The sequence below is a fragment of the Novosphingobium tardum genome, assembly GCF_042652045.1.
GTDB lineage: Bacteria > Pseudomonadota > Alphaproteobacteria > Sphingomonadales > Sphingomonadaceae > Novosphingobium > Novosphingobium tardum.
Genome location: NZ_JBHSDR010000003.1, coordinates 370,892 through 395,631, shown reverse-complemented (window position 1 = coordinate 395,631; position 24,740 = coordinate 370,892). Strand labels below are relative to the sequence as shown.

Sequence of the window (24,740 nt, the reverse complement as noted above, 5' to 3'; positions counted from 1 at the left end):
CGGGTTTTGCGAAATGGGACGTTTCGCGTCGCCCCCAAGGTTCATTGGGCGCTGGCCATAAGGATAGAATTGAATGCAGCCGATCAAGACCGCCATCATTGGCGTTGGGAACTGCGCAAGCTCGCTGGTCCAGGGAACCGCATATTACCGGGAATCGAACACCTCCGCCGGGCTGATCCATGACGTGATCGGAGGCTACGGCGCCGGTGACGTCGATTGGGTCCTTGGCGTCGACGTCGATGCCCGCAAGGTCGGCAAGGATATCAGCGAGGCGATCTTCGCCGCGCCAAACTGCACCAAGGTCTTCCAGAAGGACGTGCCGCCCACCGGCAACAAGGTCATCATGGGCAAGGTGCTCGACGGTGTGGCCGGCCACATGACTGACCACGGCGACCTGGGCTTCATCGTGGCCGACGAGCCCGAGGCGACCCGGGAATCGATGGTGGCCGCGCTCAAGGCGAGCGGCGCCGAGGTGATGCTGAACTTCCTCCCCGTCGGGTCGCAGGAAGCAACCGAGTTCTACATGGAATGCGCGCTCGAGGCCGGCGTCGCGGTCGTCAACTGCATGCCCGTGTTCATCGCCAGCCGGCCCGAGTGGGAGGCGCGCTTCCGCAAGGCGCGGCTGCCGATCGTGGGCGACGACGTGAAGGCGCAGCTTGGCGCCACGATCGTGCACCGCGTGCTGTCGAGCCTGTTCGGCGCGCGCGGCGTCAACGTCGACCGGACCTACCAGCTCAATACCGGCGGCAACACCGACTTCATGAACATGCTCGATCGCCAGCGGCTGGGCAGCAAGAAGACGTCAAAGACCGAAGCGGTCCAGGCGATGCTGGCGCAGCGGCTCGCGGACGAGAACATCCACGTCGGCCCGTCCGACTACGTGCCATGGCAGAAGGACAACAAGCTGTGCTTCCTGCGCATGGAAGGCGAGCTGTTCGGCGGCGTGCCGATGAACCTGGAACTTCGCCTGTCGGTTGAGGACAGCCCCAATTCGGCGGCGGTCGTGATCGACGCGATCCGGTGCTGCAAGCTGGCGCTGGACCGCGGCGAGGGTGGTGCGCTGGCCGGTCCGAGCGCCTATTTCTGCAAACACCCGCCGGTGCAGTACAACGACGACCTGGCCGCGCAAATGGTCAACGAATTCATCGCCGACACCGCGATCGCCGCAGAGTAAGGTTCGATCGGGCCGGGCGCGATCCCGGCTCGTTCGCTCTTCGATGACGACAGACGCGCTGATCATCGCTGCCGGCTACGGCACGCGGATTGCGGGCATTTCCGCGTCGAAGCCTCTCACCCCGGTCGCGGGGGTGCCGCTGATCGAGCGCGGCATCGCGCAGGCCGCTGCCGCCGGTATCAGCCGGGTGGTGGTGGTCACAGGCCATCGTGCCGAAGAGCTCGAAGCCTTCCTCGCCGCCCTTGCTCCGCGCATCGCCATCGAGATCGTGGCCGAGCGCCTTGCCGACTGGAGCATGCCCAACGGTCGTTCGGTGATCGCCGGCGCCGCGCGCATTTCCGGCGACTATCTGCTGATGATGGCGGACCACCTGTTCGAGCGGTCGATTCTCGAGCGACTGCGCGGTGAAGGCGCGCCCGACCGTGGCGTCACGCTGGCGGTCGACCGGCGGCTGGACAATCCGCTCGTCGATCCAGACGACGCGACCTGGGTACGGCTTGGCGAAGGCGGGCGGATCAGCGCGATCGGCAAGTCGCTGACGCAATACGATGCGGTCGATTGCGGCGCCTTCCTCGCGACGCCCGAACTGGCCCGGGCGATCGAGGCGGCGATTGCCGACGGCGCGGCGGGAAGCCTGTCGGACGGGATGCAGCGCCTTGCCGACGCCGGTCGCGCCGCGACCATGGAGATCGCGGGCGCGTGGTGGCTCGACGTCGACGACCCGCACTTCCACGCAATCGCGGAAGCGCAGGCGCCGGCCTATTTCCGTTGATGGCTGACGCGCGAGGGCGCGTCAGGGATACTTCATCTGGATGTGGGTGGTCAGCCCGCTCTTGGGCACATTGAGCCGCACCGAGCTGAACGACGGAAGCCCGGCGAGCGTGCGCGGGTTGTTCGAGAAGCCGTAGCCTTCGGTCGGAAGGCCAAGGCCACTGCGGTTCAGCTTCCGGCTGCCGTCGGCATCGTGGTAGACGGCCAAGGCGTAGACGCCGGGCTTGGGCACATAGATGCAGGCGCGTGTAACCCCGGCATGCGCCGGGGTGCGGTTGACCTTGATCGAGCCCTTCTTGACCAGGAACTGGCGCGAATCGTCGCCGTAGAGCGTGATCGTCATCAGTCCGCTGCTGCTGCGCACGCCTTCGACCGAGACATTGAGCGTAGTCGCGCTGGGAACCCCGAGGCAGCCTGACTGGGCATGCGCCGCGGGCGCCGAAAGCGCTGCAGCGGAGACGAGCGCGAGCGCCGCGGCGCGGAGACGTTGCGGCTTGTTCATGATCGAAAAAATCCCGGTTGTTGCATCGAAACTTCGCCAAGTCCGCCATCGCGGCGGCCTGTCCTGCCGGCAATGGCGGCCGAACGGCGAGGTGGCGCTATAGCATTTCAGGGCGTGAACCGCCTGTGAATTGTCCGTTGGCGGACCTTCAGGACTGGAGCCAGCGCAGCAGTGCCGCAGCCTGGCGCGCTTCGGCCGCCACGCGCGGGTCGCGAGCCCTGTCGGCCAAGCGCGAAATCCTGCGCCACGCCCAAACCGGCCAGAACCGCCAGGCAGGCATTCCCTCGCCCTCGCTGGCGGTCACTTGCTTATCGGGCGTGAGCCGGCGCCGGATCGCCCCTCCCAGCGCCGCGGGCGACCGCGCTGCGAACAGGTCGGCCATTGCCTCGCCGTGGCCCCTCTCGTCGAGGTCCTGGAGCATGGCCTCTTCGGCTGCCTCGATCATCTCGATGGGCGGTTGAACGACATCGGGCGGCAAGACCGCGCCGTGCGTGCTAAAGCGACGCTCTACCAAGGCCAGCAACAGCGCCGCGCCGCGGCTCCAGCGATCCTGCCGGGCCGCTTCCCAGAACGACCGCCAGTCGATCGTCTCGCGGTCCAGCAGGAAATGGATGTCCGCCAGCACCAGCGGGCCGCAGTCGAGCCTGTGGCCATAAAGTGCATGAACCATGAGGTGAGCGAGCAGATCATTTGGCCGCGGGCAGGGCATCGCCACCCCGCCGAGCTCCACCGCCTCGGCTCCGGCGAGCATCGCCGCTGGATCGAGCTGGGGAACGTGGTAGGCCCGCCGCGCGGGCAAGTCGGTCAGGCGGTGATGGAGCTCCACCGCAACCCCCAATGTCTCGTGCCACAGCGGCGGCAGGTGCTTGTCCTCGGCCATCGCCCGCGCAAGCAGGGCCGACTCCGCAAGAGGGGAACTGAACCCTGCCTGCGCCAGCGCCTGCGCGGCAGGCAGAAGGTCCTGTGGGGCGACGAGGACATCGAGGTCGCGCATCGGGCGCAGCGCGGGCGCCGGATAGACCGACCACGCCAGGCGTGCGCCCTTGAGAACGACGAAGGCAATGCCGCGGGCGGTTAACGATGCACTTAGCAGGCGCAGGGCCGCTTGTTGAGCGAGGCTCTGGCGTGCGGAATGGTCGAGCGCCTCGCGCCACCGCGCCGCAACCGCTTCCGGCACCGCCCATCGCGGTCCCGTGTTCGGGCCGTCCCGCCACGCTAGCATCGGCTCAAGCCTATGCTGCCGCGCCATCGCGCCGACTGTCGCCCATTCCCCCTCGCTCAGCGCCGGCGGGGGCGATCCCCCCAACATCGCGAGCAAGATTGCCTTGAGCGAACCCGGCAGCACGCTCATGCCGCGGCGACCTTGGCGTGAGTCGTGGAAATACGGCCTTCGGCAAGGTGCGCCTGCCGGTCCGCCAGCGCGGTCAGCGCGCCGCGGTGACCGATGATGAGCAGGGTAATCCGCCCGCGCATGTGGCCTACCGCTGCCGCGATCTCCGCCTCGCTAGCCGGATCGAGTGCGCTCGCCGCCTCATCGAGGATCATCAGCACAGGCTCGCGCAGCAGCGCGCGGGCGAGCACGATGCGCTGGCGCTCACCCCCCGAAAGTTGCCGTCCGGCCTCGCCGACCACGGTGTCGAGTCCTAGCGGCAGGTCGAGCACGAAGCCCGCAGCGGCGCCGCGCAGGGCCGCGACCATTCGGGTCTCGTCGGCGTCGGGGACCGCCCAGAGGAGGTTCTGGCGGATCGTCGCGTGAAACAGGATCGGCTCCTGCTGGACGTAAGCCACGCGCTCACGCCAGGCTACGCGTTCGGCGGGGTCGAGGACTCGGCCGTCCAGCGTCAGCGCGCCCGTATCCGGCTGGATCAGGCCGCCCAGGATATCGGCGACCGAACTCTTTCCCGCGCCGGAAGCGCCGGTAAGTACGGTCGCGCTGCCCAGGGGGAGGACCAGGTCCACCCGGTCGAGCGCCGGCCGCACTCTCCCGGCATGGCGCAAGGAGACGCCCTTGAGCGCGATCTCGCGGTCGGGAGCCGGTGCGATCCGGGCAGCAACATCCGCAGTCTCGTCCGCGTCTTCTGCCGCGCCGATCAGCGCCAGCGTCGCGCCCAGCGCGGGCTGTGCCGCGCGCCAGCTTTGCCAATGGGCCTGCAGCCCGTCGAGCAGGGGCAGTACCCGCGCGAACAGCGCGATGAGCGGCAGCAGGACGATGGGCGCGGTGTGCCACTGGCGAATGCCGAGCCACACCAGCACCGCCGCCAGGATCGCACCTGCGACGAGGAGGAGCGCCTGGCCGCGCGCCACCATCGCCTGGTGGGCGACCCGCTCATCCGCGGCCTCGCGCTCGATCGCGTCGAGCGCCGCAAGGCTGCGGTCTTGCGCGCCGAAGCTCTTGATCAGACGCAGCGCGCCGAGAGTGTCCGCGAGTTGCTGGTGGAGTTCGGCATTGAGCGCCGTGAGCATTGTGCCATGCGCCAGCGAGCGGCGGCGGGAGGAGGCGTAGGCCGCGACGACCGCCGCTCCGCCGGCCAGCGCAGTCAGCGCGACAAGCGGCGACAGCAGCAGCGCCGCCGCGAAGGCGATGCCCAGCGTGGCAAGCGCGGCAAAGGCCCCGGCAAGATCGCCGATCCCCAGCGCGATCCGCTCGCTTTCGTTGACCAGCAGGCTGGTCACCTCGGCCTGGCGCCATTGTCCCGATTGGCGCAGGTCCGCGCGGATCAGTGCCGCAACCGCCCGGCGGCGCAGCCTGCGAACCGCGATCCGCTGCAGGCGCGTGCCTTCAGTAAGGCGTGCGAACTGGAGCGCGGCGCGAACCACGACAAGCACAACGAAGAGCGCCAGCATCGCGGCAAGCCCAGGAGCAGGCGGAAGCAGCGAAAGGACGCGGGCGAGAGGACCGCTGGGCGCCGCGCCGGTCCGCCCGAGCGAGCCCAGCAACGGCACCAGCAGGACGATCCCGATCCCTTCGCTGAGCGCGACGAGGAGGCTGATCGCCGCATAGGCGACAAGCCGGCCGCGCGGCACGAGGCCGGCCAGGGTCCGGCTCGAACCGGCGGCGTAAGGCGGCGCATGGCTGACGGATCGCGAGGCCATCCTCTTGCGCTCAGCGATCGTTGCGGCCGTTGACCATCGCCACGAAGCGGCCGTTCATGATCGCGCGCGGCACGCCGAGTGCGATCGAAAGGAACACGTCGCGGTTCCAGCTCGTCCGGGTGGGCCAATCCTCGTTCAGGAGGCGTCGCATCCGGCCAAGGTCGACCGTTTCGGCAACCTGCGGAATCTCTTCCCAGCGGGCGAGGTCGTCACTCCAGCGCTGGCGGTCTCGCCCGATGCGGGTGTGCCAGTCGACGCTGTGCTGGCCCATGCGCAGATTGCTTCGCTGCTCGTCGGGCAGCACACCTTCGGCCATGGCGCGGGCGAGCCAGCGGGTTACCCCGCCGCGGGCGAACTTTTCGGTCGGAAGACTCCAGCAGAATTCCACGAGCGGACGATACGCCGGGATGGTCCGCCACGCCACGTTATAGAGCTGTTCGAAGCCTTGGCGCACGTCCTCGCTTTCGGGGTTACCGTTGAAGAATTCGCGCGTGATCTCCTCGCGCCGGGTCCGCGGGGCATACCGGTCCCAGTGATGCGTACCGCTGTCGAGCCGTTCGAACGCGTGAGTCCGTTCGGCGAACTGCGGATTGATCGCAGTCATTCGCCGGCTGGTCGGGGCTGAGCCGTGGACGATCCGCCGGACCAGGCGATGCAGCGGCATCGGCAGCGCATTGAGCACGCACAGCGACAGGAACTTGCGGAGGACCGAGCGCCCGTCTCCGGGCCTGTCGCGCAGAAGACGGTAAAGCTCGATCCACCGGCCGCGGCGGAAGAACTCCGCATAGGCCCAGCGCGCGTCGTTGCTGAAGGTCTGGTTACCGAAGTCGGCGACGACCATCATGTCGCAGCCTGCGTCGCGCGCGGCGCGCCACAGCGCGTGATAATGGTACATGTTGGGCAGTCCCGAAGCGGGGACTCCCGTGGCCAGGAGCATGTCGTCCATGCGCTCGTCGAAGCCGATCCCGGCATTGTCGAAGAAATGCGGGTCGAGCGAAGGGTGCTGCGCCGCGAAAGCTTCGACGAAGGGGCGTTCGTCCCCCATGATATCGTCGCCAATCTCGCGGTCCCAGTCGGGATCCGGAGTAAAGGTGAAGCTGGGGAGCCGCTGGCCATCGGGCATCTGGCGAAGCATTTCGGCAGCTATCTGCGCCGAATCGAGACCGCCCGAAAGACAGATACCCGGGTTAGCAAACCCGTCGAGCGCGCAGCGGGTCGCCTCGGCCAGAAGTTCGCGTGCTCTGGCGATGCAGTCCTCGTCGCTGATCGGGGCGATTGGCGGCACATTGGCGAGCGAATAGAAGCGCCGGGCCTTTGCGGGCGCAGTGCCGATGGTAACGGTCGCGCCGATCGGGACCTGCGCCAGCGCTTGATAGAAGCTCCGCTCCTCCTCGCGAAAATTGCCGACGAGACTGTCGGCGAGCTTCTGCTCGTCGATCGCCATCGGCACGCCGGCGGCAAAGATCGCCCGGGGGACGGAGGAGGCAACGAGCAACTCGCCGTCGTGATGATAATGCAGCGGCGGCGCGTTCAACGCGCTTCGCGAAAGCCGGGTCCGGCCGGTCGCCGGGTCGGCGGTGATCGCGCAATAGTCCCCAATTGCGGCTAGGTCTGCGTCGTCGCCCAGCTTCTCGACTGCCAGGCCATAGAGGACGGGAGGCGCGGTATCACGCGGCACGCCCAACCGGTCAGCAAGCGCGGCGCGATTGTCGAGCCAGCCGTGAAAGAGGACCACCGAGCCACCAGGGCTGCGTGCAGGCACGAACCGGTCCGGCCGGGCGCGCTGCCGTGCGCCGGGCGCGGGCCTGCGGGTACCGAACGGCGGTGTGGTGAAGAAGTGAAACCGGCCTTCGGAGGCGAGCGCTGCTGGCGCTCCGTCGAAAAGGCCAAGCGATCGCGAAACCGGTTCGGCCGGCCGGGAATCTCCAGGGCCGAGCCGAAGGCAGGCGATCAACGAAAGCTATCCAGTCATGAAGGGCAGCAAAGGGGCGTGATCAGCTCGCCTGATTCTTGTTCTGCGCTCCGCCCGTGACGCCCGCCACGTCAGAAATCGTACCGACGCGCACGAGTGCCGGCTTCGTCCAGGTCTTGGGAGCGGACTTCTCGTTAACCGGTGCACTGCGCATAATAAAACTCCAGGATCGATCGCGAGGCGATTCAGCGGATTTACATCAGGCTTTCGGGGGATGTGTCTGAAATTTAGCTGCCGGTCAATGCTGCATTGCAGAAGAAACGCCTGAATTGTCGCTTGGTTTCCGCCAATTTCAAACTCTTGGCGCAAACGTCATCCCGACGTGTTGCGGTGCACCTAGAACTCGCGTTGCAGAGCAAGCAACGGAACGTGTCCGGAAAGGTCCCCGCCGATCAGGATTTCTCCGCCCGCCGCGACCCATGCATGGAGGTCGTCGATCGATCCCCGCTGCGCTCCCGGCAACACCCCGAGCACAAGTGTTGTGCCGATGCGCCGGCTGATGAGCAGGGCTTGCAGGGCCATTGCCCGCGGCAGGCACACGGAGGCACCAGGAAGCCGCGCCGCGGCCCGGTCCACCGCCCGCGCCAGCCTGCGCGCAGCAAGGTTTTGCGGTTGGGGGTCCGCCGCGGAGGCCACGACCAAAGGCCCGACCGGCACAATGCTGCCATAGCGGGAACGCCAGACATGGAACGGAACGAAAGCGACGAGAATTCTCGCCAGGGCAAGTGCCGCCACGGCCTCGGCGGTGCGGGCGCGGCCGATCCAAGCGTCACGCGCGGTCCCGCGGGCCTTGGCCTCGTTCATCGCGGCGATCAGCCGCCGGTAATCAGACCGGCTTCGCGCAAGGTCGCGATGAAGCCGTCGAGGTCGATGGCAAGTTCGGCCTCGGGCGCTTCGTACTCGGCGGCGAGCGCGGCAAGAATGGCATCGCGCGAGCGGGTTCCGTCGATCAGCAACCAGATCGCGCGGGCGCTTTCGCGCAGCGAAAAGAAGCTGCCGCTCTCAAGGTCCATGACGACGGTTTCCTCGTCGATCTCGGTCTCGACGAAGCGGTCGATGTTCTTGGCCAGCACCTTGGTCACGATCTGTCCTGCTGCCCGATGTGTGCGGCGATGAACCTGACGCCTTCCTTGAAGCGGGTGGGTTCGAACGGCCGGGAAAAACTTGCCATCGGCATCCGCCCGGCAACGCCCGCGAGCTGGAGGAACCGTTCGCGGCGCGACAGGCCGCCGGCTTGTTCGAACAGCATGGCGGTATAGTGATCGTCCTGCAAGCGGGCGATCCGCTCGGCCGGGGGAAGCGGATCGAGCCGGCATGAATCAGCCCGCTCGAGAAAGACCATTTCGGCCAGCAGCAGCTTGCGACACCGCTCCGGCACTTGGGCTGGCGAAAACCTTGGGATAGCCGGCCGACACCTGCTCCTCGCCAGTGGCACCTGTCAGGTCGAGCGCATCGGGCCAGAGCTTCAGGCGCTTGTGACCCGGCAGGCACATGATGCGGTCGGGATCGGAGATGTCGAGGATCAGGGTATCGTCGCAGAACAGCGCGAAGCCTTCCCTCCCCAGCGCGGCGGTCAGGGTCGACTTGCCGCCGCCGGGCGGGGCGGAAAAGGCGTGGACCCGGCCTTCGTGCGCGATCGCAGAGGCGTGGAACGGCAACAGACCGTTGAGAGAGGCGATGGCGGCATAGACGCTGCCGTTGAACCAAAGCTCAACTTCGCCTGCCTCGGCTTGGGGAGGAGCAGAGACGGTCACGCCCTCGCCGCGCCGATAGTGAAACACGATGTCGCGCCCGGCATTGAGCACGAAGGCGTCGCCGCGCAGGAGGGAGTGGCCCGGCTCCACCGCGATCCCGTCGAGGACCGCCGCGACTGGCGCGAAACGCCGCCGCGTCTCGCGCTCCATCAGCCGGGCGGCGGGGAGCGCCAGGTCACTGGCAGGCGGGTCGCGAAGGGCAGGTTCTGGCGACACGGGCGGCGGAAAGTTCCTTGCGGGCAGCAGCTTGCTGGACCAAGCCGGTCTATCAGCGGCGCAAGCAAGGTCAATCGCGCGCGGCAGTACCGCCCGAAAGGGCCTCGTCCTGCCCCGAAACGCGACATCTTGTGTGGAAAAGCGGCACAATCGCGCTTGTCCGCACAAGGGGTGGTGGCTAACTGCGCAAGGGAATGGCCCGACCGCTCATTTCTCCTTCGATCCTGTCGGCCGACTTTGCGCGGCTGGGCGAAGAAGTGCGCGCGATCGACGAAGCCGGCGCCGACTGGATCCACGTCGACGTCATGGACGGTCATTTCGTCCCAAACCTCACCATCGGGCCGGCGGTCGTGAAGGCGCTGCGTCCTCACACCGCTAAGCCGCTCGACGTCCACCTGATGATCGCGCCGGTCGATCCGTTCCTGACGGCCTTCGCCGATGCCGGGGCCGACATCATCACATTCCATCCCGAAGCGGGACCCCACGCCCACCGCACGGTCCAGGCGATCAAGGCACTGGGCAAGCAGGCGGGCGTCTCGCTCAATCCCGCCACGCCGGCCAAGATGCTCGACTACCTGATCGACGAGATCGACCTCGTGCTGGTGATGAGCGTCAATCCCGGTTTCGGCGGGCAAAGCTTCATCGCCAGCCAGCTCAAGAAAATCGAGGCGGTGCGCAAGATGATCGACAAGACCGGGCGGGACATCCGTCTGCAGGTCGATGGCGGCATCGACGTCGGCACGGCGACGCAGGCGATAGAAGCAGGCGCGGACGTCCTGGTCGCGGGAACCGCGACCTTCCGCGGCGGACCTCAGCGCTACGCCGAAAATATCGCCGCGCTGCGCGGCGGGCACTGAGACGATGGGCGGCGGTGGCGAAAGCGACGCGCTGCTGGCAGAAGGCCCCGCGGCCGCGCGCGGCTCTGCACCTGCCTTGCCGCTGCCTGCCGGCAAGCGCGACGACATGATCCATCTCCCCGACGATGCGCCGGCGGGCCATGGTTCGGAAGTGATCGAGCCGGGCCGCGCACTCGCGCTGGCCGATTTCGCGCCGCCCTCGCTCAGCGCGGGCGAACGACTGCTGCGGCTGGCCTACCGCGCGGGGGTTCCGGGCGGGGTGCTGCAATCGCCCTGGCGCAAGTCGCCCCGGCTGCGCCTGCTGGCCACGGTCTCCAACCCGCTGCGGGGGGATCGTGCAGCGGGCATGGCGCTGCGTGCCGGGCATTTCCTGCTTCACGGCAGCAAGGTCGCGATCGCCGAGACCAGCTTTGCCGGACGGACCCTCACGCCGCCCTTTGAACGTCACGTCCACGGTTTCCGGTGGCTCGACGATCTTTCCGCCAGTGCCCCGCGTGAAGCCGGGGCGCCCGTGGCGGAGCGTATCCTGATTGCCTGGCTCGATGCCAATCCGCGGCCCGGCAGCTTCGGTCGCGGGGGACCGGCGTGGACCGTCGGCAACGCGGGCCATCGCCTGCTGGCCTGGCTCATCCACGCGCCCCTGCTGCTGTCGGGCCGGGACAAGGTTTTGCGCGGACGCACGCTCACCGCCCTTGCCGATACCGCGCGCTGGCTCGACCGCCATGTCGGCAAGGCCGAGGACCGCCTGGCGGAGCTTGCCGGGTGGTGCGCGATCGTCGCGGCGGGCCTGTTGCTGCCCGAGGGCAAGCCGCGCCGCCTCTATGGCGAGGCGGGCCTGGTTCGCACGCTGGGCGAACTCGTGGGCGACGATGGCGGGGTTCTGTCGCGTAGTCCCCTGGCCCAGATGGAGGCCATCGGGCTGCTCGTCCGGCTGTCGGCCTGCTATCGCGCGACGCGCCGCGATCCGCCCGAAGCGGTGCAGGCGATGCTGGGCCTGCTCGTTCCCCCGCTTCTGGGGGTGCTTCATGGCGATGGCGGCTTGTCCAGCTGGCAGGGCGCAGGCGGGGTCGAGGCTGCGCGGGTCGAGGCGCTGATCGCTGCGAGCGGCGTCCGCACCCGTCCGCTGCGCGATGCGCGGCAATGGGGCTACCAGCGGGTGGTTGCGGGCCGTGGCTCCCAGGCGTCGGTGCTGATCGTCGACGCGGCGCCGCCGCCGCTCGCCCGCCATGCGCGCGATGGGTGCGCCTCTGCCCTGGCTTTCGAGCTGAGCGCGGGCGCACAGCGGATCATCGTCAACTGCGGCGGCGCGGCCTTTGCCGGCGGCCAGATCCCCGTGCGCCTCGCCCAGGGGCTGCGCGCCACCGCAGCGCACTCGACGCTTGCGCTTGACGACATGAATTCCACCGCGGTCCTGATCAACGGCCGCCTCGGCGCCGGGGTGTCCGAGGTGGAAGTCGACCGTCGCGCGATCTCAGGCGAAAACGGCCCCGGCCAGAAGAGCATCGGCGCCACCCGGATCGAGGCCGCGCACGATGGCTATGCCGCGCGCTATGGCCTGACCCATCGCCGGATCCTGATGCTTCGCGACGACGGGACGGAGTTGCTTGGCCAGGACCAGCTTGTGCCGGTGGGACGGCGCGGACGGCGCGGCAAGGTTGCTTTCGCGATCCGCTTCCACCTCGCCCCCGGAGTGGAACCCTTCCTGTCCGAGGACGGACAGGGCGCGGCATTGCAGCTCCCCGACGGCAGCCACTGGCAGTTCCGCTCGGGCGGGGGCGCGGAAGGCGGCGAGCTGTCTATTGACGACAGCCTGTGGGCCGATGGACAGGGGCGCCCGGTCGGCACCCGCCAGCTCGTGATTCAGGGCCTCGTCTCGCGCGGGGGCGGCAGCTTCTCATGGCTGCTGAAGAAGATGGGAAACGTTTGAAGTGAATGCTGTAACGATCCGCCGTGCGCTCCTCTCGGTTTCGGATAAGACCGGGTTGGCGGAACTGGGTCAGGCGCTCGCCGCATGCGGGGTCGAACTGGTCTCCACCGGCGGAACCGCGAAAGCTTTGCGGGATGCTGGGCTGACCGTTCGCGACGTATCCGACCTGACCGGTTTTCCCGAGATGATGGACGGCCGGGTCAAGACACTTCATCCGATGGTCCATGGCGGCCTGCTGGCGGTGCGCGACAATCCTGAACATGCCGATGCGATGGAAGCGCACGGGATCGGCGCGATCGATCTCGTCGTGGTTAATCTCTACCCGTTCGAGGCGACAGTGGCGAAGGGCGCTGGACGCGAAGAGGTGATCGAAAACATCGACATCGGGGGGCCTTCGATGGTCCGCTCGGCTGCGAAGAACCACGCTTTCGTTACGATCGTCACCGATCCGGCGGATTATCCGGCGCTGATCGGGGAACTTGCGGCAAACGACGGCGCGACCGGGTTCGAATTCCGCCGCAAGATGGCCTCGCGCGCCTTCTCCGCGACCGCCGCCTATGACGCCATGATCAGCCAGTGGTTTGCCTTCGCCGACCAGCAGGAACTGTTTCCCGAGATGCTGAGCGTGAACGGCCGCCGGGTGACCGAACTGCGCTATGGCGAAAACCCGCACCAGCGCGCCGCGCTCTATACCCCGGTCGGCCCGCACGGGCGCGGCATCGCGCAGGCGCGCCAGGTCCAGGGCAAGGAGCTGAGCTACAACAACTACGCCGATGCCGACGCCGCGCTCGAACTGGCGGCGGAGTTCAGGGGCGGCGATCCCGCCGTGGTGATCGTCAAGCACGCCAATCCGTGCGGTGTCGCGCAGGCAGCCACGCTGCGCGAAGCATGGGAAAGCGCACTGGCCTGTGACGATGTTTCGGCGTTCGGCGGGATCGTCGCGGTCAACCGTCCGCTCGACGAGGCGACCGCGCAGGCGATCTGCGCTATCTTCACCGAAGTCGTCGTCGCGCCCGATGCCGACGAAGGGGCGCTGGCGGCTTTCGCCAAGAAGAAGAACCTGCGTCTTCTTTTGACGGGGGACCTGCCCGATCCGCGGCGCGCGGGCCTGTCGGTCAAGCCCATCACGGGCGGGTTACTTGTGCAGGGACGCGACAACGGGGCGATCACGCAAGCCGACCTTCGGGTAGTGACCAAACGCGCGCCCACTGCGCAGGAACTGAACGACTGCATGTTCGCGTGGACCGTCGCTCGGCACGTCAAGTCGAACGCCATCGTCTATGCCCGCGACGGCGCAACCGCGGGCATCGGTGCGGGACAGATGAACCGGCGCGATTCGTCGCGCATCGCGGCGATGAAGGCGGCCGAGGCAGCAGAGAAGTTCGGTTGGGACACCCCGCGCACGAAAGGCTCCGCGGTCGCCTCCGACGCGTTCTTCCCCTTTGCCGACGGCCTGCTAGCGGCTGCCGAGGCAGGAGCGACTGCGGTGATCCAGCCCGGCGGATCGATCCGCGACGACGAGGTTATCGCCGCCGCCGATGACGCGGGCCTGGCGATGGTCTTCACCGGGATACGTCACTTCCGCCACTGATGCCGGCTGCCGCGCCGGGCCTCAGAGCTTGCGTCCGGCCTTGAGGATCGCGTGGGCGCAGTTGTGGCCGGGCGCGCCGGTCACGCCACCTCCCGGATGGGTCCCCGCGCCGCACATCCACAGCCCGGTAAGCGGTCCGCGATAGGACCCAGCCCCAAGCACCGGGCGCGCCGCCCATAGCTGGTCGAGGCTCATCCGGCCGTGGAAGATGTCGCCGTCGACCAGTCCGAAGCGCCGTTCCAGTCCCTTGGGGCTGAGCACTTGGCGCCCGACGATCGTCTCGCGGAAACCGGGCGCGTAATGCTCGATCGTGGTCAGGATCGCTTCCACCGCCTCCGCCTCTCGCGCGTCCCAGTCGCTTCCGTCGGGCAGGCGCGGATTGAACTGTTGGCAGAACAGGCTGGCGACGTGCTGGCCCGACGACGCCAGGCTGTCGTCCACAGTGGACGGGATCAGCATTTCCACAATCGGCGCGCGCGACCAGCCGAAGGCGCGCGAATCGGCATAGGCGCGGTCCATGTAGTCGAGGCTGGGTGCGATCACGATTCCGGCGGAATGGTGTTCGCCTGGCTCGGGCAGAGCAGAAAAGCGCGGCAGTTCCGACAGCGCCAGGTTCATCCGGAAACTGCCGCTGCCGGTGGCGAAGCGGTCCATTGCCACCGCGAAATCGCCGGGGAGCGCCGAGCGCTCGATCAGACGGCGATAGAGCAGCGCCGGGCCCACGTTGGCGATAACCCGGTGCGCGCGGACTTCCTCGCCGCTCGCCAGCCGCACGCCGACGGCCTTGCCGCTCTCCACCAGGACGCGCTCGACGGACTGTTCCAGCCCGATCTCCACGCCAGCCTCGCGGCACGCCTCGGCCATCGCCTGGGTGATCGCGCCCATTCCGCCGATCGAATGGGCCCAGCTTCCCTTGTTGCCGTTCACCTCGCCGAACACGTGGTGCAGCAGGACATAGGCGCTGCCCGGCGTATCCGGGCTGGCATGATTGCCGACGATGGCGTCGAAGCCCAGCGCGGCCTTCAGCGGTGCGCTTTCGAACCAGCCATCGAGGTATTCGCGGGCCGAGCGGGTGAACAGCGCCAAAGCCTCGCGCCGGCCGGGCAGATCGAGCCGTGCGAGAACGCGCGATTGCAGCGCGGCGTCGATCATGCCCTTGATGCCGCCGCCGGCGTCAGGCGGGATGCGCAGGGCAAGCGCGCGCACGACATCGGCAACTTGTTCCAGCGCCGCGTAATAGGCCGGCAGGGCGGCGGCATCGGCGGCCGAGAACCTCGCGACCTCCGCCTGACTTTTGGCCATTCCGCCTCCCAGTTTCAGGTAATCGCCCGGCTGGACCGACAGCGGCAGGAAGTTCGCTATCGGGCGCTCGACCGCGCGGTAACCGCGGCGATGCAGCGCCATGTCGGCGATGACCTTGGGCTGGAGCAGGCTGACCGTGTAGCTCGCCACCGAGTTGCGAAAGCCGGGCGCGAATTCCTCGGTGACCGCTGCTCCGCCCAGCGTGTGGTGCGCCTCGCAGATCCGCACGCGGAACCCCGCTCGCGCGAGATAGAATGCGCAGACGAGGCCGTTATGGCCTCCGCCCACGATCACAGCGTCGAGGCCCTTGCCATCCGTCATTCGTCGATCTTTCCCGTCGCTTCGCCGACTGAACAGTGCCGTGTGCGCGCGTTCACAGCAGGGCAAGCCCGATTCGCCTAGTCTGCGGACGAGACACAAAGACCGAACGACACGCAACGAAAGACACGACGATGGGCCTGTTCAAACCCGACCTCTTCCGCTCCTTCCTGATCGGTTTCCTGATCGGTACCGCAGGTCTTGCAGCCAGCATCGGTGGCGAGGCACGTGCCCAGATCGTTTCCCACGTAATTCCCGCCGCACACCAGTGAAGGCGCTAGGCGTCGCGGTGGCGGGTGCGGCCGTTCTGGTCGCCGCCTGCACCAGCCCGGCCCAGGCCGAAGGGGTTGTCGCGGCGCCTGCAGCCCGCGTCGTCTCCGCCGAGGGCAAGGGCCCGCGAACCGCGATCTTCGCCGGCGGTTGCTTCTGGGGCGTTGAGGGCGTGTTCAGTCACGTGCGCGGCGTTACCAGTGCGGTCTCGGGCTATGCCGGGGGCAACGCGACCACTGCTTCGTACGATCGGGTGAGCGGCGGCGACACCGGGCATGCGGAAGCGGTCAGGGTAACCTACGATCCGGCGCAGGTCCGTTACGACCAGCTCCTGCGCATCTTCTTCTCGGTGGTGACCGATCCCACCCAGCTCAATCGTCAGGGTCCGGACACCGGCACCCAGTATCGCAATGCGCTGATGCCGATGAACGCCGAGCAGGCGCGCGTTGCCTCTGCTTATCTCGCGCAGCTCAAGGCAGCGAAGCTGTGGAACCGTCCTATCGTCACGCGGATCGAGCCGGCGCGTGGGTTCTATCCGGCCGAGGCGCATCACCAGGACTTCATGCAGAACAACCCGACCTACCCCTATATCGTGCACTGGGATGCACCCAAGGTGGCGGCGCTCAAGCGGCTGTACCCCGCGGTCTACAAACCCGCGTTCACCCCGGGCTGATTTGCGCAGCTTCGCATGGCCGCCTATATCGGGCGGCATGACGGGGCATCATCACCACGAACACCAGGGCGCCGGGCTGGTCGACGCCGCTCGCACCGCGTTGACCGCGGCGGGCGAGCAATGGACCGGAATGCGCAGCGACGTGTTCGACGTGCTCGCCGCACAGGATCGCCCCGCGTCGGCCTATGACATCGCCGAGAGCGTGGGATCACGGCGCGGCAAGCGGGTCGCGGCAAATACCGTCTACCGCATTCTCGACCTGTTCGTGCGCACCAACCTGGCGCGGCGGGTGGAGAGTGCGAACGCCTATCTCGCGAACAGCCACCCCGGTTGCCGGCACGACTGCATATTCCTGATCTGCGATACCTGCGGCAAGACGCTGCACATCGACGACGACCGGCTGACGGGCACGCTCCGCGCCGCGGGCCGCGACGCGGGATTTGCGGATATCCGCCCCGTCATCGAGTTGCGCGGCCAGTGCCAGGCGTGCGCCGCCGCGGGCCCACCGGTAGGAGATGCCGCCTAGCCCGCCTGGGTCAGGCTCAGCACGTTGCCATCGGGATCGGTAAACCACGCTACCCGCGCCCCGCCCCCGGGCGAGGACCAGATCGTATCGGCATCGTGCGTGAACCCCGGATAAGTCAGGAATCTTGCCCCCTTGGCCTTCAGCGCCCGCACCGCGGCGGTGATGTCGCCGACATGCCAGCCGAGCACGACCTGCCCCGTGGCGACATGGCCTGGCTGGTCGGTCAGGCGCAGGGGCGTGCGGTTGCCGATGTCGAAGGTCGCGGCGTGATCGTCTTCGCCCATCAGCCGCAGGCCCAGCACGTCCTGGTAGAACGGGCGCGAACGGTTGCGGTCGGCGGTGGCCACGAAGCACACCGGTTGCTTGGCGGAAGGCAGGGACAAGGGGCAATCTCCAGGAAAGGGGAGCCGCCCCTAGCATGACCGGTCTCAATCGACACTATCGTCTGCGCAGTGTAAGGCACTGGCGATGACTGCCACGCTGGCCACGCCTCTCCTCGATACCGTCCACACGCCCGACGATCTTCGCCGGCTTCAACCCGCCCAGCTTCGACAGCTGGCGGACGAGCTGCGCCAGGAGATGATCAGCGCCGTCGGGACTACCGGCGGCCACCTCGGCTCGGGTCTTGGCGTGGTCGAATTGACCGTCGCGGTCCATTATGTCTTCGACACGCCGGCCGACCGGCTGGTGTGGGACGTCGGCCACCAGGCCTATCCGCACAAGATCATCACCGGACGGCGCGACCGCATCCGCACCCTGCGCCAGGGGGGCGGGCTGTCGGGATTCACCAAGCGTTCCGAAAGCGAATACGATCCGTTCGGCGCGGCGCACTCGTCCACCTCGATTTCCGCGGCGCTCGGCTTTGCGGTGGCCAACAAACTGGCCGGCACCCCGGGCAAGGGCATCGCCGTGATCGGCGACGGCGCGATGAGCGCGGGGATGGCCTATGAGGCGATGAACAACGCCAAGCAGGCGGGCAACCGGCTTGTGGTCATCCTCAACGACAACGACATGTCGATCGCGCCGCCGGTCGGCTCGCTGTCGTCGTATCTCGCGCGGCTGGTATCCTCGCGCCCGTTCCTCGAACTCCGCGACCTCGCCCGCCGCCTCTCGCGCAAGCTGCCCGAGCCGCTTCACCGGGCGGCCAAGAAGACCGACGAGTTCGCCCGCGGCATGGCGATGGGCGGCACCTTGTTCGAGGAGCTGGGCTTCTACTACGTGGGTCCGATCGACGGGCATAACCTCGACCAGCTCATCCCGGTGCTCGAGAACGTGCGCGACGCCGCCGAAGGCCCGTGCCTGGTTCATGTCGTGACCCAGAAGGGCAAGGGTTACGCCCCCGCCGAAGCCAGCGCCGACAAGTACCACGGGGTACAGAAGTTCGACGTCATCACCGGCGAGCAGGTCAAGAGCGCGGGCGGTGCACCGGCCTACCAGAACGTCTTCGGCGACCAGCTCGTGGCAGAGGGCGCGCGCGATTCGACGATTTGCGCAATCACCGCGGCGATGCCCTCGGGCACCGGCCTCGACCGGTTCGCCGCCGCGCATCCCGACCGCTTCTTCGATGTCGGTATCGCCGAACAGCACGCGGTCACGTTCGCCGCAGGGCTCGCCGCCCAGGGGATGCGGCCGTTTTGCGCGATCTATTCCACCTTTCTCCAGCGCGCTTTCGACCAGGTGGTTCATGACGTCGCCATCCAGAACCTGCCGGTTCGCTTCGCGATCGATCGCGCGGGGCTGGTGGGCGCCGACGGAGCTACCCATGCCGGCTCGTTCGACGTGACATACCTCGCCACGCTGCCGAACCTGGTGGTGATGGCCGCGGCGGACGAGGCCGAACTGGTCCACATGACCCATACCGCCGCGTTGCACGACAGCGGCCCGATCGCTTTCCGCTATCCACGCGGCAACGGCACCGGCGTTCCGCTCCCCGTCGAACCGCAGCGTCTTGAGATCGGCAAGGGGCGCATCGTCCGGCACGGCAGCAAGGTCGCGCTGCTCACGCTCGGCACCCGCCTGGGCGAGGCGCTCAAGGCCGCCGACCAGCTCGAGGCGCGGGGATTGTCGACGACCGTTGCCGACCTGCGCTTTGCCAAGCCGCTGGACGAGGCGCTGATCCGCCACTTGATGAGCACGCACGAAGTGATCGTGACGGTCGAGGAAGGCAGCATCGGCGGGCTTGGCGCACATGTCCTGACGATGGCGAGCGACGAGGGATTGACCGACGCCGGCCTGAAGATCCGTACGATGCGGCTGCCCGACGTGTTCCAGGACCACGACGCGCCCGACAAGCAATACGACGAGGCCGGCCTCAACGCTCCGCAGATCGTCGATACGGTGCTGAAGGCGCTACGCCATAACAGCGCCGGGGTGGAAGAAGCCCGGGCCTAAACTCAGCCGAACCAGCGCCATAGGCCGGCCGGAACATAGGCCAGCGGGATGTGGGCCCAGGTGATCGCCGCCCACAGCACTAGCGTTGTCGCCCAAAGTCCGAGGCCAATGCCCGGCAGCGCGGCAAGACGGGGCCAGTAGCTGGTCTTGGCTTCCCAATCGCGCCAGCCTTCGCCCATCAGAACCTCTTTCTTGCCGTCCTGTAGATGTGCGCCGACAAGCGCGAGAAAGGCGATCGCGCCGGCGAGGACGAGCGTCCGGGCCGTCGGCGCGACGAGAACGTGGGCGAGTGCCCAAAGCGCGAAACCCCACATCATCGGGTGCCGGGTTACGCGAAAGACCCCACCCGCGTGCGCCTGCGCGCCCTCGGGATGGACGACCGCGCCGGGAAGCGCCGGGTTGCCGCGCAGCGAGCCGATGAACAACGCGAGCGCGACGATCGAAACGAGGCTGGCGACGATCCAGATGGCGGTTCCGCTGCCGTTCCACAGCGGCAAGCCGCGGCGCGGCATCGCGCGAAAGGCCAGGATCATCCACGCAAAGGCGGCGAGGCTGACGAGCGAATAGACCCCGGCGAACCCCTTTTCGCCCAAGGCGCGGACCATCGGCCCGCGCAAGGGATGCGACATCGCAAAGTGCGTGCCGACGAAGGCGAGGCTGGCGGCGATCAGCGAAACGAGGGCAGGGTCCATGATCGTTCTCCTTGCGCCCGCTTCGGCGTGGCTACCAGTCGTAGGCCTTGGGCAATGCACCTTCGACCGGATTGCGGTAACGTTCGCGCAGCCGGGTCTGATGATTGTCGAGCGGCTGCGCAATCCCGTCGATATAGACCGCGACCGGCGCCGATGTCAGTTCGAGCGGGTCGCCGTCCCAGATCACGACGTCGCCGGCGTGGCCCGGGCTCAGCGAGCCGAACCTGTCGCCCATGCCGATGATCTCGGCCGGCACGGAACTGATCGCCGCGAACGCCTTGCCCCAGGTGAGGCCGCTGGCACCCGGCATCCGGGTTAGCGCGACGAGATTGCCGGCGTATTGCGGCGCATAGCGCGGCTGGTCGTTGAAATCGCCGAGCGCCACCTTGACCCCCGCGGCCGCCATCCGGCCGACGTTGGACTGGGTCGAGGCTAATTGCTCGAACGCCGCGGGAAGGTCGGTCAGCGGCTTGGCGATCACCGGTACCCCGGCGGCGGAGATGTCGGCGGCGGCGAGCCATCCTTCGGCGCATCCGACGAGCACCATCCGCAAACGCGGAAATTCGCGCTTGAGCGCGAGCACCGAGCGAATGTCGGCGGCGCGCTCGACATGGATGTAGAGCGGCTGCGTGCCGTTCACCACCGGGCCGAGCGCGGCGGCATCGAAGCGGGTGAGCAGAACGTCCTCGTCACGCGCGACGCGCGCTTCACCAAGTCGCGGATCGGCGGGAATGTCGTCGCCTTGTCCTACCGCGGAAGGGGCCTTGCTGCCTCTGAGCGGGGTTCGCAGCGAAAGGTCGCGCGCCTCGCGCAGCGCATTGCGAAACAGGGCCTGTGCCGAGACGCGGCTGCCGCCGGCAAGGCGGGCTCCGTCCTCGCCCAGTTCGACATACTGGAACGCCCGCGCGCGCACGATCGGGCGCGGATCGGCACCGAGGTCGATGATCGCACCCTGGCCGGCAAAGACGCTGGTGCTTCCCGACGGCGCGACCGCGGCGCGGGTCACGCCCCCCGCGCGGCTCACTTGAATGTGCTGCGCATCGGCGTTGATCGCGGGCGAGATGTCGAGAGCGGCGTTGAAGGGCGATCCCTTGGCGCTCGAATCGTTGCTCTCGCTGACACCTTCGACATCGAACAGGCCGATGTCGGTGACCGCCACGACAAGACCGGGCGTGACCCAGCCGCCCTTTGCGTCGATGACCGGGATGCCGGCGGGAACCGCCACGCCCGAGCCCGCTGCGACGACCTTGCCGGCGCGGACGACAACCGTCCCGTTGGGGATTGGTTCACCACCATCGCCGACGACCACCGTCGCATTGGTGATCGCCCACGAGGCTCCGCCGTCCTGCGCGGATGCTGGCGCGGCAAGCGCTGCCGCCAGAGATGCGCCGGCAGCCAGGCGGAACAGGCGCTTCACTTCACGTCTCCCATGCCGGGCTGGCCGAGTTCGAAATCGCTGACCGGACGGTGGCGCGGGTCGGCGGCGTCGAACATGACCGCCCCGTCGATCCACACCATCGCGGGCCGGGCATAGACCGACAGCGGATTGGCATTCCACAGCACCACGTCGGCCATCTTGCCGGGAGCCAGGCTGCCGGTCATCTTGTCGATGCCCATCGCGGTGGCGGGGTTGAGCGTGAGCCAGCGGATCACTTGCGCATCGGGAATGTCGATCCCCATGCGACGGCCATCGCCCTGCGCCTTGGCAGCCTCCTGGTTCAGCCGCTGGATGCCGTTCTCGTCGTCAGAATGGATGACCACGCAGGCGCCGGCGTTCTGAAGCAATGCGGCGTTCTCGGGAATGCCGTCGTAGCTTTCCATTTTGAAGCCCCACCAGTCGGCCCAGACGGCCGAGCAGATGCCGTTGGCCTTCAGCAGGTCGGCGATCTTGTAGCTTTCGACCGCGTGGTGGAAGGCCGCGACCCGGTAGCCGAACTCCTTCGCCATATCGATGACCAGCGCCATCTCGTCTGCGCGGTAGCAATGGTTGTGAACGAGGATCTCGCCGTCGAGCGCGCCGACCAGCGTTTCCATTGCAAGGTCGCGGGTCTCGAGCTTGCCGGCATCCCGCTTGCGCTTGTATTCGACCGCCTTGATCCAGGTCGCCCGGTTGACCGCGAAGTTGCCCATGCGGGTCGACGGCATCTGTCCCTTGGCGCCATAGACGCGCTTGGGGTTCTCCCCGCAGGCCATCTTCATGCCATAGGGAGCGCCGGGGAACTTCATCCCCTGCACCGTGCGCGAGGGCACGTTCTTGAGCGTGACCGAACGGCCGCCCATCAGGTTCGCCGATCCCGGAAGGATCTGCAGCGCGGTGATCCCCCCGTTTGCCAGCGCGCGGGTAAAGCCGGGGTCCTGCGGCCAGACGGAATGTTCGGCCCAGACCTGCGGCGTGGTCGGGCTGGTCGCCTCGTTGCCGTCGGAATTGGCCTCGACCGCAGGGCTCGGATAGTCGCCGAGGTGGCTGTGAATGTCGATGATTCCGGGGGTGACGAAGCGGCCCGTGGCGTCGATCCGGGCATAGCCGGCCGGGACCGCAAGGTCGGGTCCGCCCACGGCCTCGACCTTGCCGCCGGATAGCAGCACGACTCCGTTGTCGATCCGCGCCCCGGCGCCGTCGAACACCGTCGCCCCGACGAGCGCGGTCGGGGAGGACGGGTAGGGGCGATAGGTCGACGGGTAGGGATTCTTGTCGAAACTAGCCGCCGATTGCGCGTCTGCGCCGGTGCTTGCCCCGGTGGTCGCGCACCCGGCCAGGGCAAGAACGATTGCCGCTGTCACGAGCGCCTTTGACAAGACAGACTTCATGGACCCCCGTCGGTATTCTTCCGGGTCGTTGCCCGGTGATGCAATCGTTTCGCTTGAAAAGTGCTGTCCGCGGATGCGCTCAGCTGCGGCTGGGAAGCGCCCCGTCGACGTTCTCACCCTCGCCGCCGCCAAGCACGCCGGCCTGATCGTCGGGCGATGAGCGGTCTTCCAACGTGTCGAGGTGCATCCACTTCTTCACGAAGGGCGAGAGCAGGAGAACCACGACGCTGATGCCGATCGTGACCCAGCCGATCTTGGAATAGATCGCCAGCGTCGCTTCCTTCGACATTTCGCCGCCTTCGCCTCCGGTGGCCTCGCCGATCTTGCCGGCAACGAAGTTGCCCACCGCGCTCATGTAGAACCACGCGCCCATGATGAAGCTGGCGAGGTGCGCCGGGGCCAGCCGGTTCATCGCCGAAAGCCCGACGGGCGACAGGCACAGCTCGCCGGTCGTCTGGAGGAGGTAGATGAGGAACAGGAAGATCACAGGGGTCATCGCCGGGCCGACGCTTTGCGCGCCCCACACGAACACGAGGAACGACAGTCCGACCTGAGTCAGCGCGAGGCCGAACTTGGCCGGGGCCGAAGGTTCGATACCGCGGCGCCCCAGGGTCTGCCACAGCCAGGCGAACAGCGGTCCGAGGAGGACGATGTAGATGGGGTTGATCGACTGGAACAGGCTGGTCGGAACGCCGGCGCGGTCGACGTAGCGATCGGTGTAGAGGTTTAGACTGCCGCCGCCCTGCTCGAACAATCCCCAGAACACCGGCTGGAGCGCGATCAGGAACAGGATCGCGAACATCCGTTCACGCGGTTCCTTAGGCAGCTTGAACGCTTCGAACAGCGTGTAGCCGAGCATCGAGACGCCAGCGACGATGAGCAGGTTCTGGATCACGTCCTGGAACTGGATCAGGCCCCAGCAAACCGCCACCGCGGCGATGCCGACGCCGTAGAGGGTGACCTCGCGGTTGCGCGTGAGCGGCGCCGGCGCTTCGCCATGGCCCTTCAGCGCGGGGCGGCCGACCATGAAGATGATGAGGCCGATGACCATGCCGATGCCGGCGAGGCCGAAGCCGTAGGCCCAGCCGATCGTTTCGCCGAGGTAACCGACGAGGATCGTGCCCAGTGCGGCACCTGTGTTCACGCCCATGTAGAAGATCGTGTAGGCCGCGTCGCGGCGGATGTCGGTCAGCTTGTAGAGCTGTCCGACGATGACCGAGATGTTGGCCTTGAGGAAGCCGGAGCCGACGATGATGAAGGCCAGCGCCATCCAGAACACGTTGATCGTGGGGTCCGCCTGGCCGCCGTTGCCTTCGACCGCCATCAGCCCGTGGCCGAGCGCCAGCAGGATGCCGCCGAAGATCACCGCCTTGCGCTGGCCGAGCCAGCGATCCGCGATGAGTCCGCCAAGAACCGGGGTAATATAAACGAGCGCGCCGTACGCCCCATAAATGAGGTTGGCCTTGCCGTCGGCGAAGAGCCAGTGCTTGGTCAGGTAGAGCACCAGCAGCGCACGCATGCCGTAGTAGGAGAAGCGCTCCCACATCTCGGCGTAGAACAGTACGAACAGACCCTTGGGATGGCCGACGACTTCTTCGGACTTGCGGCCGCTGAGCGACAGCCCGAACGCCAGGACCGCAAACAGCGCGATGGCGCCGATCGCGGCGATCCAGTCGCCCTCGTTCCACAGGTTCATGCTCTTCATGCGATGCGCCCTTCCGCAATCCCTTTGCCCCGGGCTTGCCCGGGATTATCGCCGGGCAACCTAGCCGCCAAATCTCGCATGTGAAGCCGGTTTGTTGCAATTGCGACAAGTTTGCGGGTGGCTCGTGCGCATGCGCCACAGGGTTGCGTGATCCGGTGTATTATGGCACTGCAACACCGAAGCCCAGCGCGAAGGACT

24 protein-coding genes are annotated in these 24,740 nt (G+C 67.5%); 9 read left to right on the top strand and 15 right to left on the bottom strand.

Features of this window, described 5'->3' with window-relative positions; genetic code table 11:
• Positions 1-73 precede the first annotated feature (73 nt).
• Together ACFO0A_RS01995 and ACFO0A_RS01990 are read left to right on the top strand one after the other, a co-directional pair.
• Complete coding sequence (locus ACFO0A_RS01995) at positions 74-1,174, top strand: inositol-3-phosphate synthase (RefSeq protein WP_379537305.1); 1,101 nt, start codon at positions 74-76, stop codon at positions 1,172-1,174.
• 43 nt (positions 1,175-1,217) lie between these two features.
• On the top strand, positions 1,218-1,946 hold the full coding sequence (locus tag ACFO0A_RS01990; protein ID WP_379537304.1) for a phosphocholine cytidylyltransferase family protein: 729 nt from the start codon (positions 1,218-1,220) through the stop codon (positions 1,944-1,946).
• 21 nt (positions 1,947-1,967) lie between these two features.
• On the opposite strand, the gene ACFO0A_RS01985 is transcribed toward ACFO0A_RS01990, so the two are convergent.
• The 9 genes from ACFO0A_RS01985 to ACFO0A_RS01945 all read right to left on the bottom strand — a co-directional run bounded on the left by ACFO0A_RS01985 (position 1,968) and on the right by ACFO0A_RS01945 (position 9,482).
• Complete coding sequence (locus ACFO0A_RS01985; RefSeq protein ID WP_379537303.1) at positions 1,968-2,447, bottom strand: DUF2141 domain-containing protein; 480 nt, start codon at positions 2,445-2,447, stop codon at positions 1,968-1,970.
• A 148-nt stretch (positions 2,448-2,595) separates the two neighbouring features.
• Entirely contained in the window at positions 2,596-3,798 is a 1,203-nt protein-coding gene (locus ACFO0A_RS01980; protein ID WP_379537302.1) for a nucleotidyltransferase domain-containing protein, read from the bottom strand.
• Positions 3,795-5,540, bottom strand: a complete 1,746-nt coding sequence (locus tag ACFO0A_RS01975; protein ID WP_379537301.1) for an ATP-binding cassette domain-containing protein — start codon at positions 5,538-5,540, stop codon at positions 3,795-3,797. Before ACFO0A_RS01975 ends, ACFO0A_RS01980 begins: the two co-directional genes overlap by 4 nt.
• A 10-nt stretch (positions 5,541-5,550) precedes the next feature.
• Positions 5,551-7,302 (bottom strand): asparagine synthase-related protein, encoded by a 1,752-nt coding sequence (locus ACFO0A_RS01970; protein WP_379537300.1) that lies wholly within the window; start codon positions 7,300-7,302, stop codon positions 5,551-5,553.
• Between the two features lie 232 nt (positions 7,303-7,534).
• Entirely contained in the window at positions 7,535-7,666 is a 132-nt protein-coding gene (locus ACFO0A_RS01965; protein WP_379537299.1) for a hypothetical protein, read from the bottom strand.
• A gap of 182 nt (positions 7,667-7,848) precedes the next feature.
• Entirely contained in the window at positions 7,849-8,316 is a 468-nt protein-coding gene (locus ACFO0A_RS01960; RefSeq protein WP_379537298.1) for a lasso peptide biosynthesis B2 protein, read from the bottom strand.
• 8 nt (positions 8,317-8,324) lie between these two features.
• Complete coding sequence (locus tag ACFO0A_RS01955) at positions 8,325-8,594, bottom strand: PqqD family protein (protein ID WP_379537297.1); 270 nt, start codon at positions 8,592-8,594, stop codon at positions 8,325-8,327.
• A complete protein-coding gene (locus ACFO0A_RS01950) occupies positions 8,591-8,854 on the bottom strand; it encodes a hypothetical protein (protein ID WP_379537296.1) in 264 nt (87 codons plus the stop codon). Before ACFO0A_RS01950 ends, ACFO0A_RS01955 begins: the two co-directional genes overlap by 4 nt.
• Positions 8,832-9,482 carry a hypothetical protein gene (locus ACFO0A_RS01945; protein ID WP_379537295.1) on the bottom strand — a complete coding sequence of 217 codons (651 nt, stop codon included), beginning with the start codon at positions 9,480-9,482 and terminating at the stop codon, positions 8,832-8,834. The genes ACFO0A_RS01950 and ACFO0A_RS01945 overlap by 23 nt, the downstream gene beginning before the upstream one ends.
• Before the next feature lie 194 nt (positions 9,483-9,676).
• Here ACFO0A_RS01945 and rpe point away from each other — a divergent pair, with 194 nt between their 5' ends.
• The 3 genes from rpe to purH are packed head-to-tail and all read left to right on the top strand — an operon-like array spanning position 9,677 to position 13,857.
• A complete protein-coding gene (gene rpe, locus ACFO0A_RS01940) occupies positions 9,677-10,339 on the top strand; it encodes a ribulose-phosphate 3-epimerase (RefSeq protein ID WP_379537294.1) in 663 nt (220 codons plus the stop codon).
• A gap of 4 nt (positions 10,340-10,343) precedes the next feature.
• Positions 10,344-12,266, top strand: coding sequence for a heparinase II/III family protein (locus tag ACFO0A_RS01935; protein WP_379537293.1), 1,923 nt, complete (start codon positions 10,344-10,346; stop codon positions 12,264-12,266).
• A 1-nt stretch (position 12,267) separates the two neighbouring features.
• Entirely contained in the window at positions 12,268-13,857 is a 1,590-nt protein-coding gene (gene purH, locus ACFO0A_RS01930) for a bifunctional phosphoribosylaminoimidazolecarboxamide formyltransferase/IMP cyclohydrolase (protein ID WP_379537292.1), read from the top strand.
• Between the two features lie 21 nt (positions 13,858-13,878).
• On the opposite strand, the gene ACFO0A_RS01925 is transcribed toward purH, so the two are convergent.
• On the bottom strand, positions 13,879-15,480 hold the full coding sequence (locus ACFO0A_RS01925; protein WP_379537291.1) for a phytoene desaturase family protein: 1,602 nt from the start codon (positions 15,478-15,480) through the stop codon (positions 13,879-13,881).
• 131 nt (positions 15,481-15,611) lie between these two features.
• Between ACFO0A_RS01925 and ACFO0A_RS01920 the strand changes: the two genes are divergently transcribed.
• From ACFO0A_RS01920 to ACFO0A_RS01910, 3 genes are read left to right on the top strand one after another with little or no spacing between them, the layout of a single operon-like run.
• Entirely contained in the window at positions 15,612-15,749 is a 138-nt protein-coding gene (locus ACFO0A_RS01920; protein WP_379537290.1) for a hypothetical protein, read from the top strand.
• Entirely contained in the window at positions 15,746-16,420 is a 675-nt protein-coding gene (gene msrA / locus ACFO0A_RS01915; RefSeq protein ID WP_379537289.1) for a peptide-methionine (S)-S-oxide reductase MsrA, read from the top strand. The genes ACFO0A_RS01920 and msrA overlap by 4 nt, the downstream gene beginning before the upstream one ends.
• A gap of 37 nt (positions 16,421-16,457) precedes the next feature.
• Positions 16,458-16,946: a Fur family transcriptional regulator gene (locus tag ACFO0A_RS01910; RefSeq protein ID WP_379537288.1), complete on the top strand. Its 489-nt coding sequence runs from the start codon at positions 16,458-16,460 to the stop codon at positions 16,944-16,946.
• Here the strand turns inward: ACFO0A_RS01910 and ACFO0A_RS01905 are convergent.
• Positions 16,943-17,329, bottom strand: coding sequence for a VOC family protein (locus tag ACFO0A_RS01905; RefSeq protein ID WP_379537287.1), 387 nt, complete (start codon positions 17,327-17,329; stop codon positions 16,943-16,945). The genes ACFO0A_RS01910 and ACFO0A_RS01905 overlap by 4 nt on opposite strands.
• An 85-nt stretch (positions 17,330-17,414) precedes the next feature.
• On the opposite strand from ACFO0A_RS01905, the gene dxs reads away from it, so the two are divergent.
• Positions 17,415-19,337: a 1-deoxy-D-xylulose-5-phosphate synthase gene (gene dxs, locus ACFO0A_RS01900; protein ID WP_379537286.1), complete on the top strand. Its 1,923-nt coding sequence runs from the start codon at positions 17,415-17,417 to the stop codon at positions 19,335-19,337.
• Positions 19,338-19,339: 2 nt separating this feature from the next.
• On the opposite strand, the gene ACFO0A_RS01895 is transcribed toward dxs, so the two are convergent.
• The 4 genes from ACFO0A_RS01895 to ACFO0A_RS01880 form a co-directional block, all read right to left on the bottom strand.
• Positions 19,340-20,029, bottom strand: coding sequence for an NnrU family protein (locus ACFO0A_RS01895; RefSeq protein ID WP_379537285.1), 690 nt, complete (start codon positions 20,027-20,029; stop codon positions 19,340-19,342).
• Positions 20,030-20,060: 31 nt separating this feature from the next.
• Entirely contained in the window at positions 20,061-21,446 is a 1,386-nt protein-coding gene (locus ACFO0A_RS01890) for an amidohydrolase family protein (RefSeq protein WP_379537284.1), read from the bottom strand.
• The gene (locus ACFO0A_RS01885; protein WP_379537283.1) at positions 21,443-22,837 is read right to left on the bottom strand and encodes an amidohydrolase; all 1,395 of its coding nucleotides are present in this window, start codon (positions 22,835-22,837) and stop codon (positions 21,443-21,445) included. The genes ACFO0A_RS01890 and ACFO0A_RS01885 overlap by 4 nt, the downstream gene beginning before the upstream one ends.
• 79 nt (positions 22,838-22,916) lie before the next feature.
• A complete protein-coding gene (locus ACFO0A_RS01880; RefSeq protein WP_379537282.1) occupies positions 22,917-24,542 on the bottom strand; it encodes a peptide MFS transporter in 1,626 nt (541 codons plus the stop codon).
• Positions 24,543-24,740: the final 198 nt, after the last annotated feature.

What these genes read in the sequence shown, in the direction of transcription:
- ACFO0A_RS01995 (WP_379537305.1), top strand. Translation starts at nt 74, where the DNA reads ATGCAGCCGATCAAGACCGCCATCATTGGCGTTGGGAACTGCGCAAGC.
- ACFO0A_RS01990 (WP_379537304.1), top strand. Translation starts at nt 1,218, where the DNA reads ATGACGACAGACGCGCTGATCATCGCTGCCGGCTACGGCACGCGGATT.
- ACFO0A_RS01985 (WP_379537303.1), bottom strand. Translation starts at nt 2,447, where the DNA reads ATGAACAAGCCGCAACGTCTCCGCGCCGCGGCGCTCGCGCTCGTCTCC.
- ACFO0A_RS01980 (WP_379537302.1), bottom strand. Translation starts at nt 3,798, where the DNA reads ATGAGCGTGCTGCCGGGTTCGCTCAAGGCAATCTTGCTCGCGATGTTG.
- ACFO0A_RS01975 (WP_379537301.1), bottom strand. Translation starts at nt 5,540, where the DNA reads ATGGCCTCGCGATCCGTCAGCCATGCGCCGCCTTACGCCGCCGGTTCG.
- ACFO0A_RS01965 (WP_379537299.1), bottom strand. Translation starts at nt 7,666, where the DNA reads ATGCGCAGTGCACCGGTTAACGAGAAGTCCGCTCCCAAGACCTGGACG.
- ACFO0A_RS01960 (WP_379537298.1), bottom strand. Translation starts at nt 8,316, where the DNA reads ATGAACGAGGCCAAGGCCCGCGGGACCGCGCGTGACGCTTGGATCGGC.
- ACFO0A_RS01950 (WP_379537296.1), bottom strand. Translation starts at nt 8,854, where the DNA reads ATGGTCTTTCTCGAGCGGGCTGATTCATGCCGGCTCGATCCGCTTCCC.
- rpe (WP_379537294.1), top strand. Translation starts at nt 9,677, where the DNA reads ATGGCCCGACCGCTCATTTCTCCTTCGATCCTGTCGGCCGACTTTGCG.
- ACFO0A_RS01935 (WP_379537293.1), top strand. Translation starts at nt 10,344, where the DNA reads ATGGGCGGCGGTGGCGAAAGCGACGCGCTGCTGGCAGAAGGCCCCGCG.
- ACFO0A_RS01925 (WP_379537291.1), bottom strand. Translation starts at nt 15,480, where the DNA reads ATGACGGATGGCAAGGGCCTCGACGCTGTGATCGTGGGCGGAGGCCAT.
- ACFO0A_RS01920 (WP_379537290.1), top strand. Translation starts at nt 15,612, where the DNA reads ATGGGCCTGTTCAAACCCGACCTCTTCCGCTCCTTCCTGATCGGTTTC.
- ACFO0A_RS01910 (WP_379537288.1), top strand. Translation starts at nt 16,458, where the DNA reads ATGACGGGGCATCATCACCACGAACACCAGGGCGCCGGGCTGGTCGAC.
- dxs (WP_379537286.1), top strand. Translation starts at nt 17,415, where the DNA reads ATGACTGCCACGCTGGCCACGCCTCTCCTCGATACCGTCCACACGCCC.
- ACFO0A_RS01895 (WP_379537285.1), bottom strand. Translation starts at nt 20,029, where the DNA reads ATGGACCCTGCCCTCGTTTCGCTGATCGCCGCCAGCCTCGCCTTCGTC.
- ACFO0A_RS01885 (WP_379537283.1), bottom strand. Translation starts at nt 22,837, where the DNA reads ATGAAGTCTGTCTTGTCAAAGGCGCTCGTGACAGCGGCAATCGTTCTT.
- ACFO0A_RS01880 (WP_379537282.1), bottom strand. Translation starts at nt 24,542, where the DNA reads ATGAAGAGCATGAACCTGTGGAACGAGGGCGACTGGATCGCCGCGATC.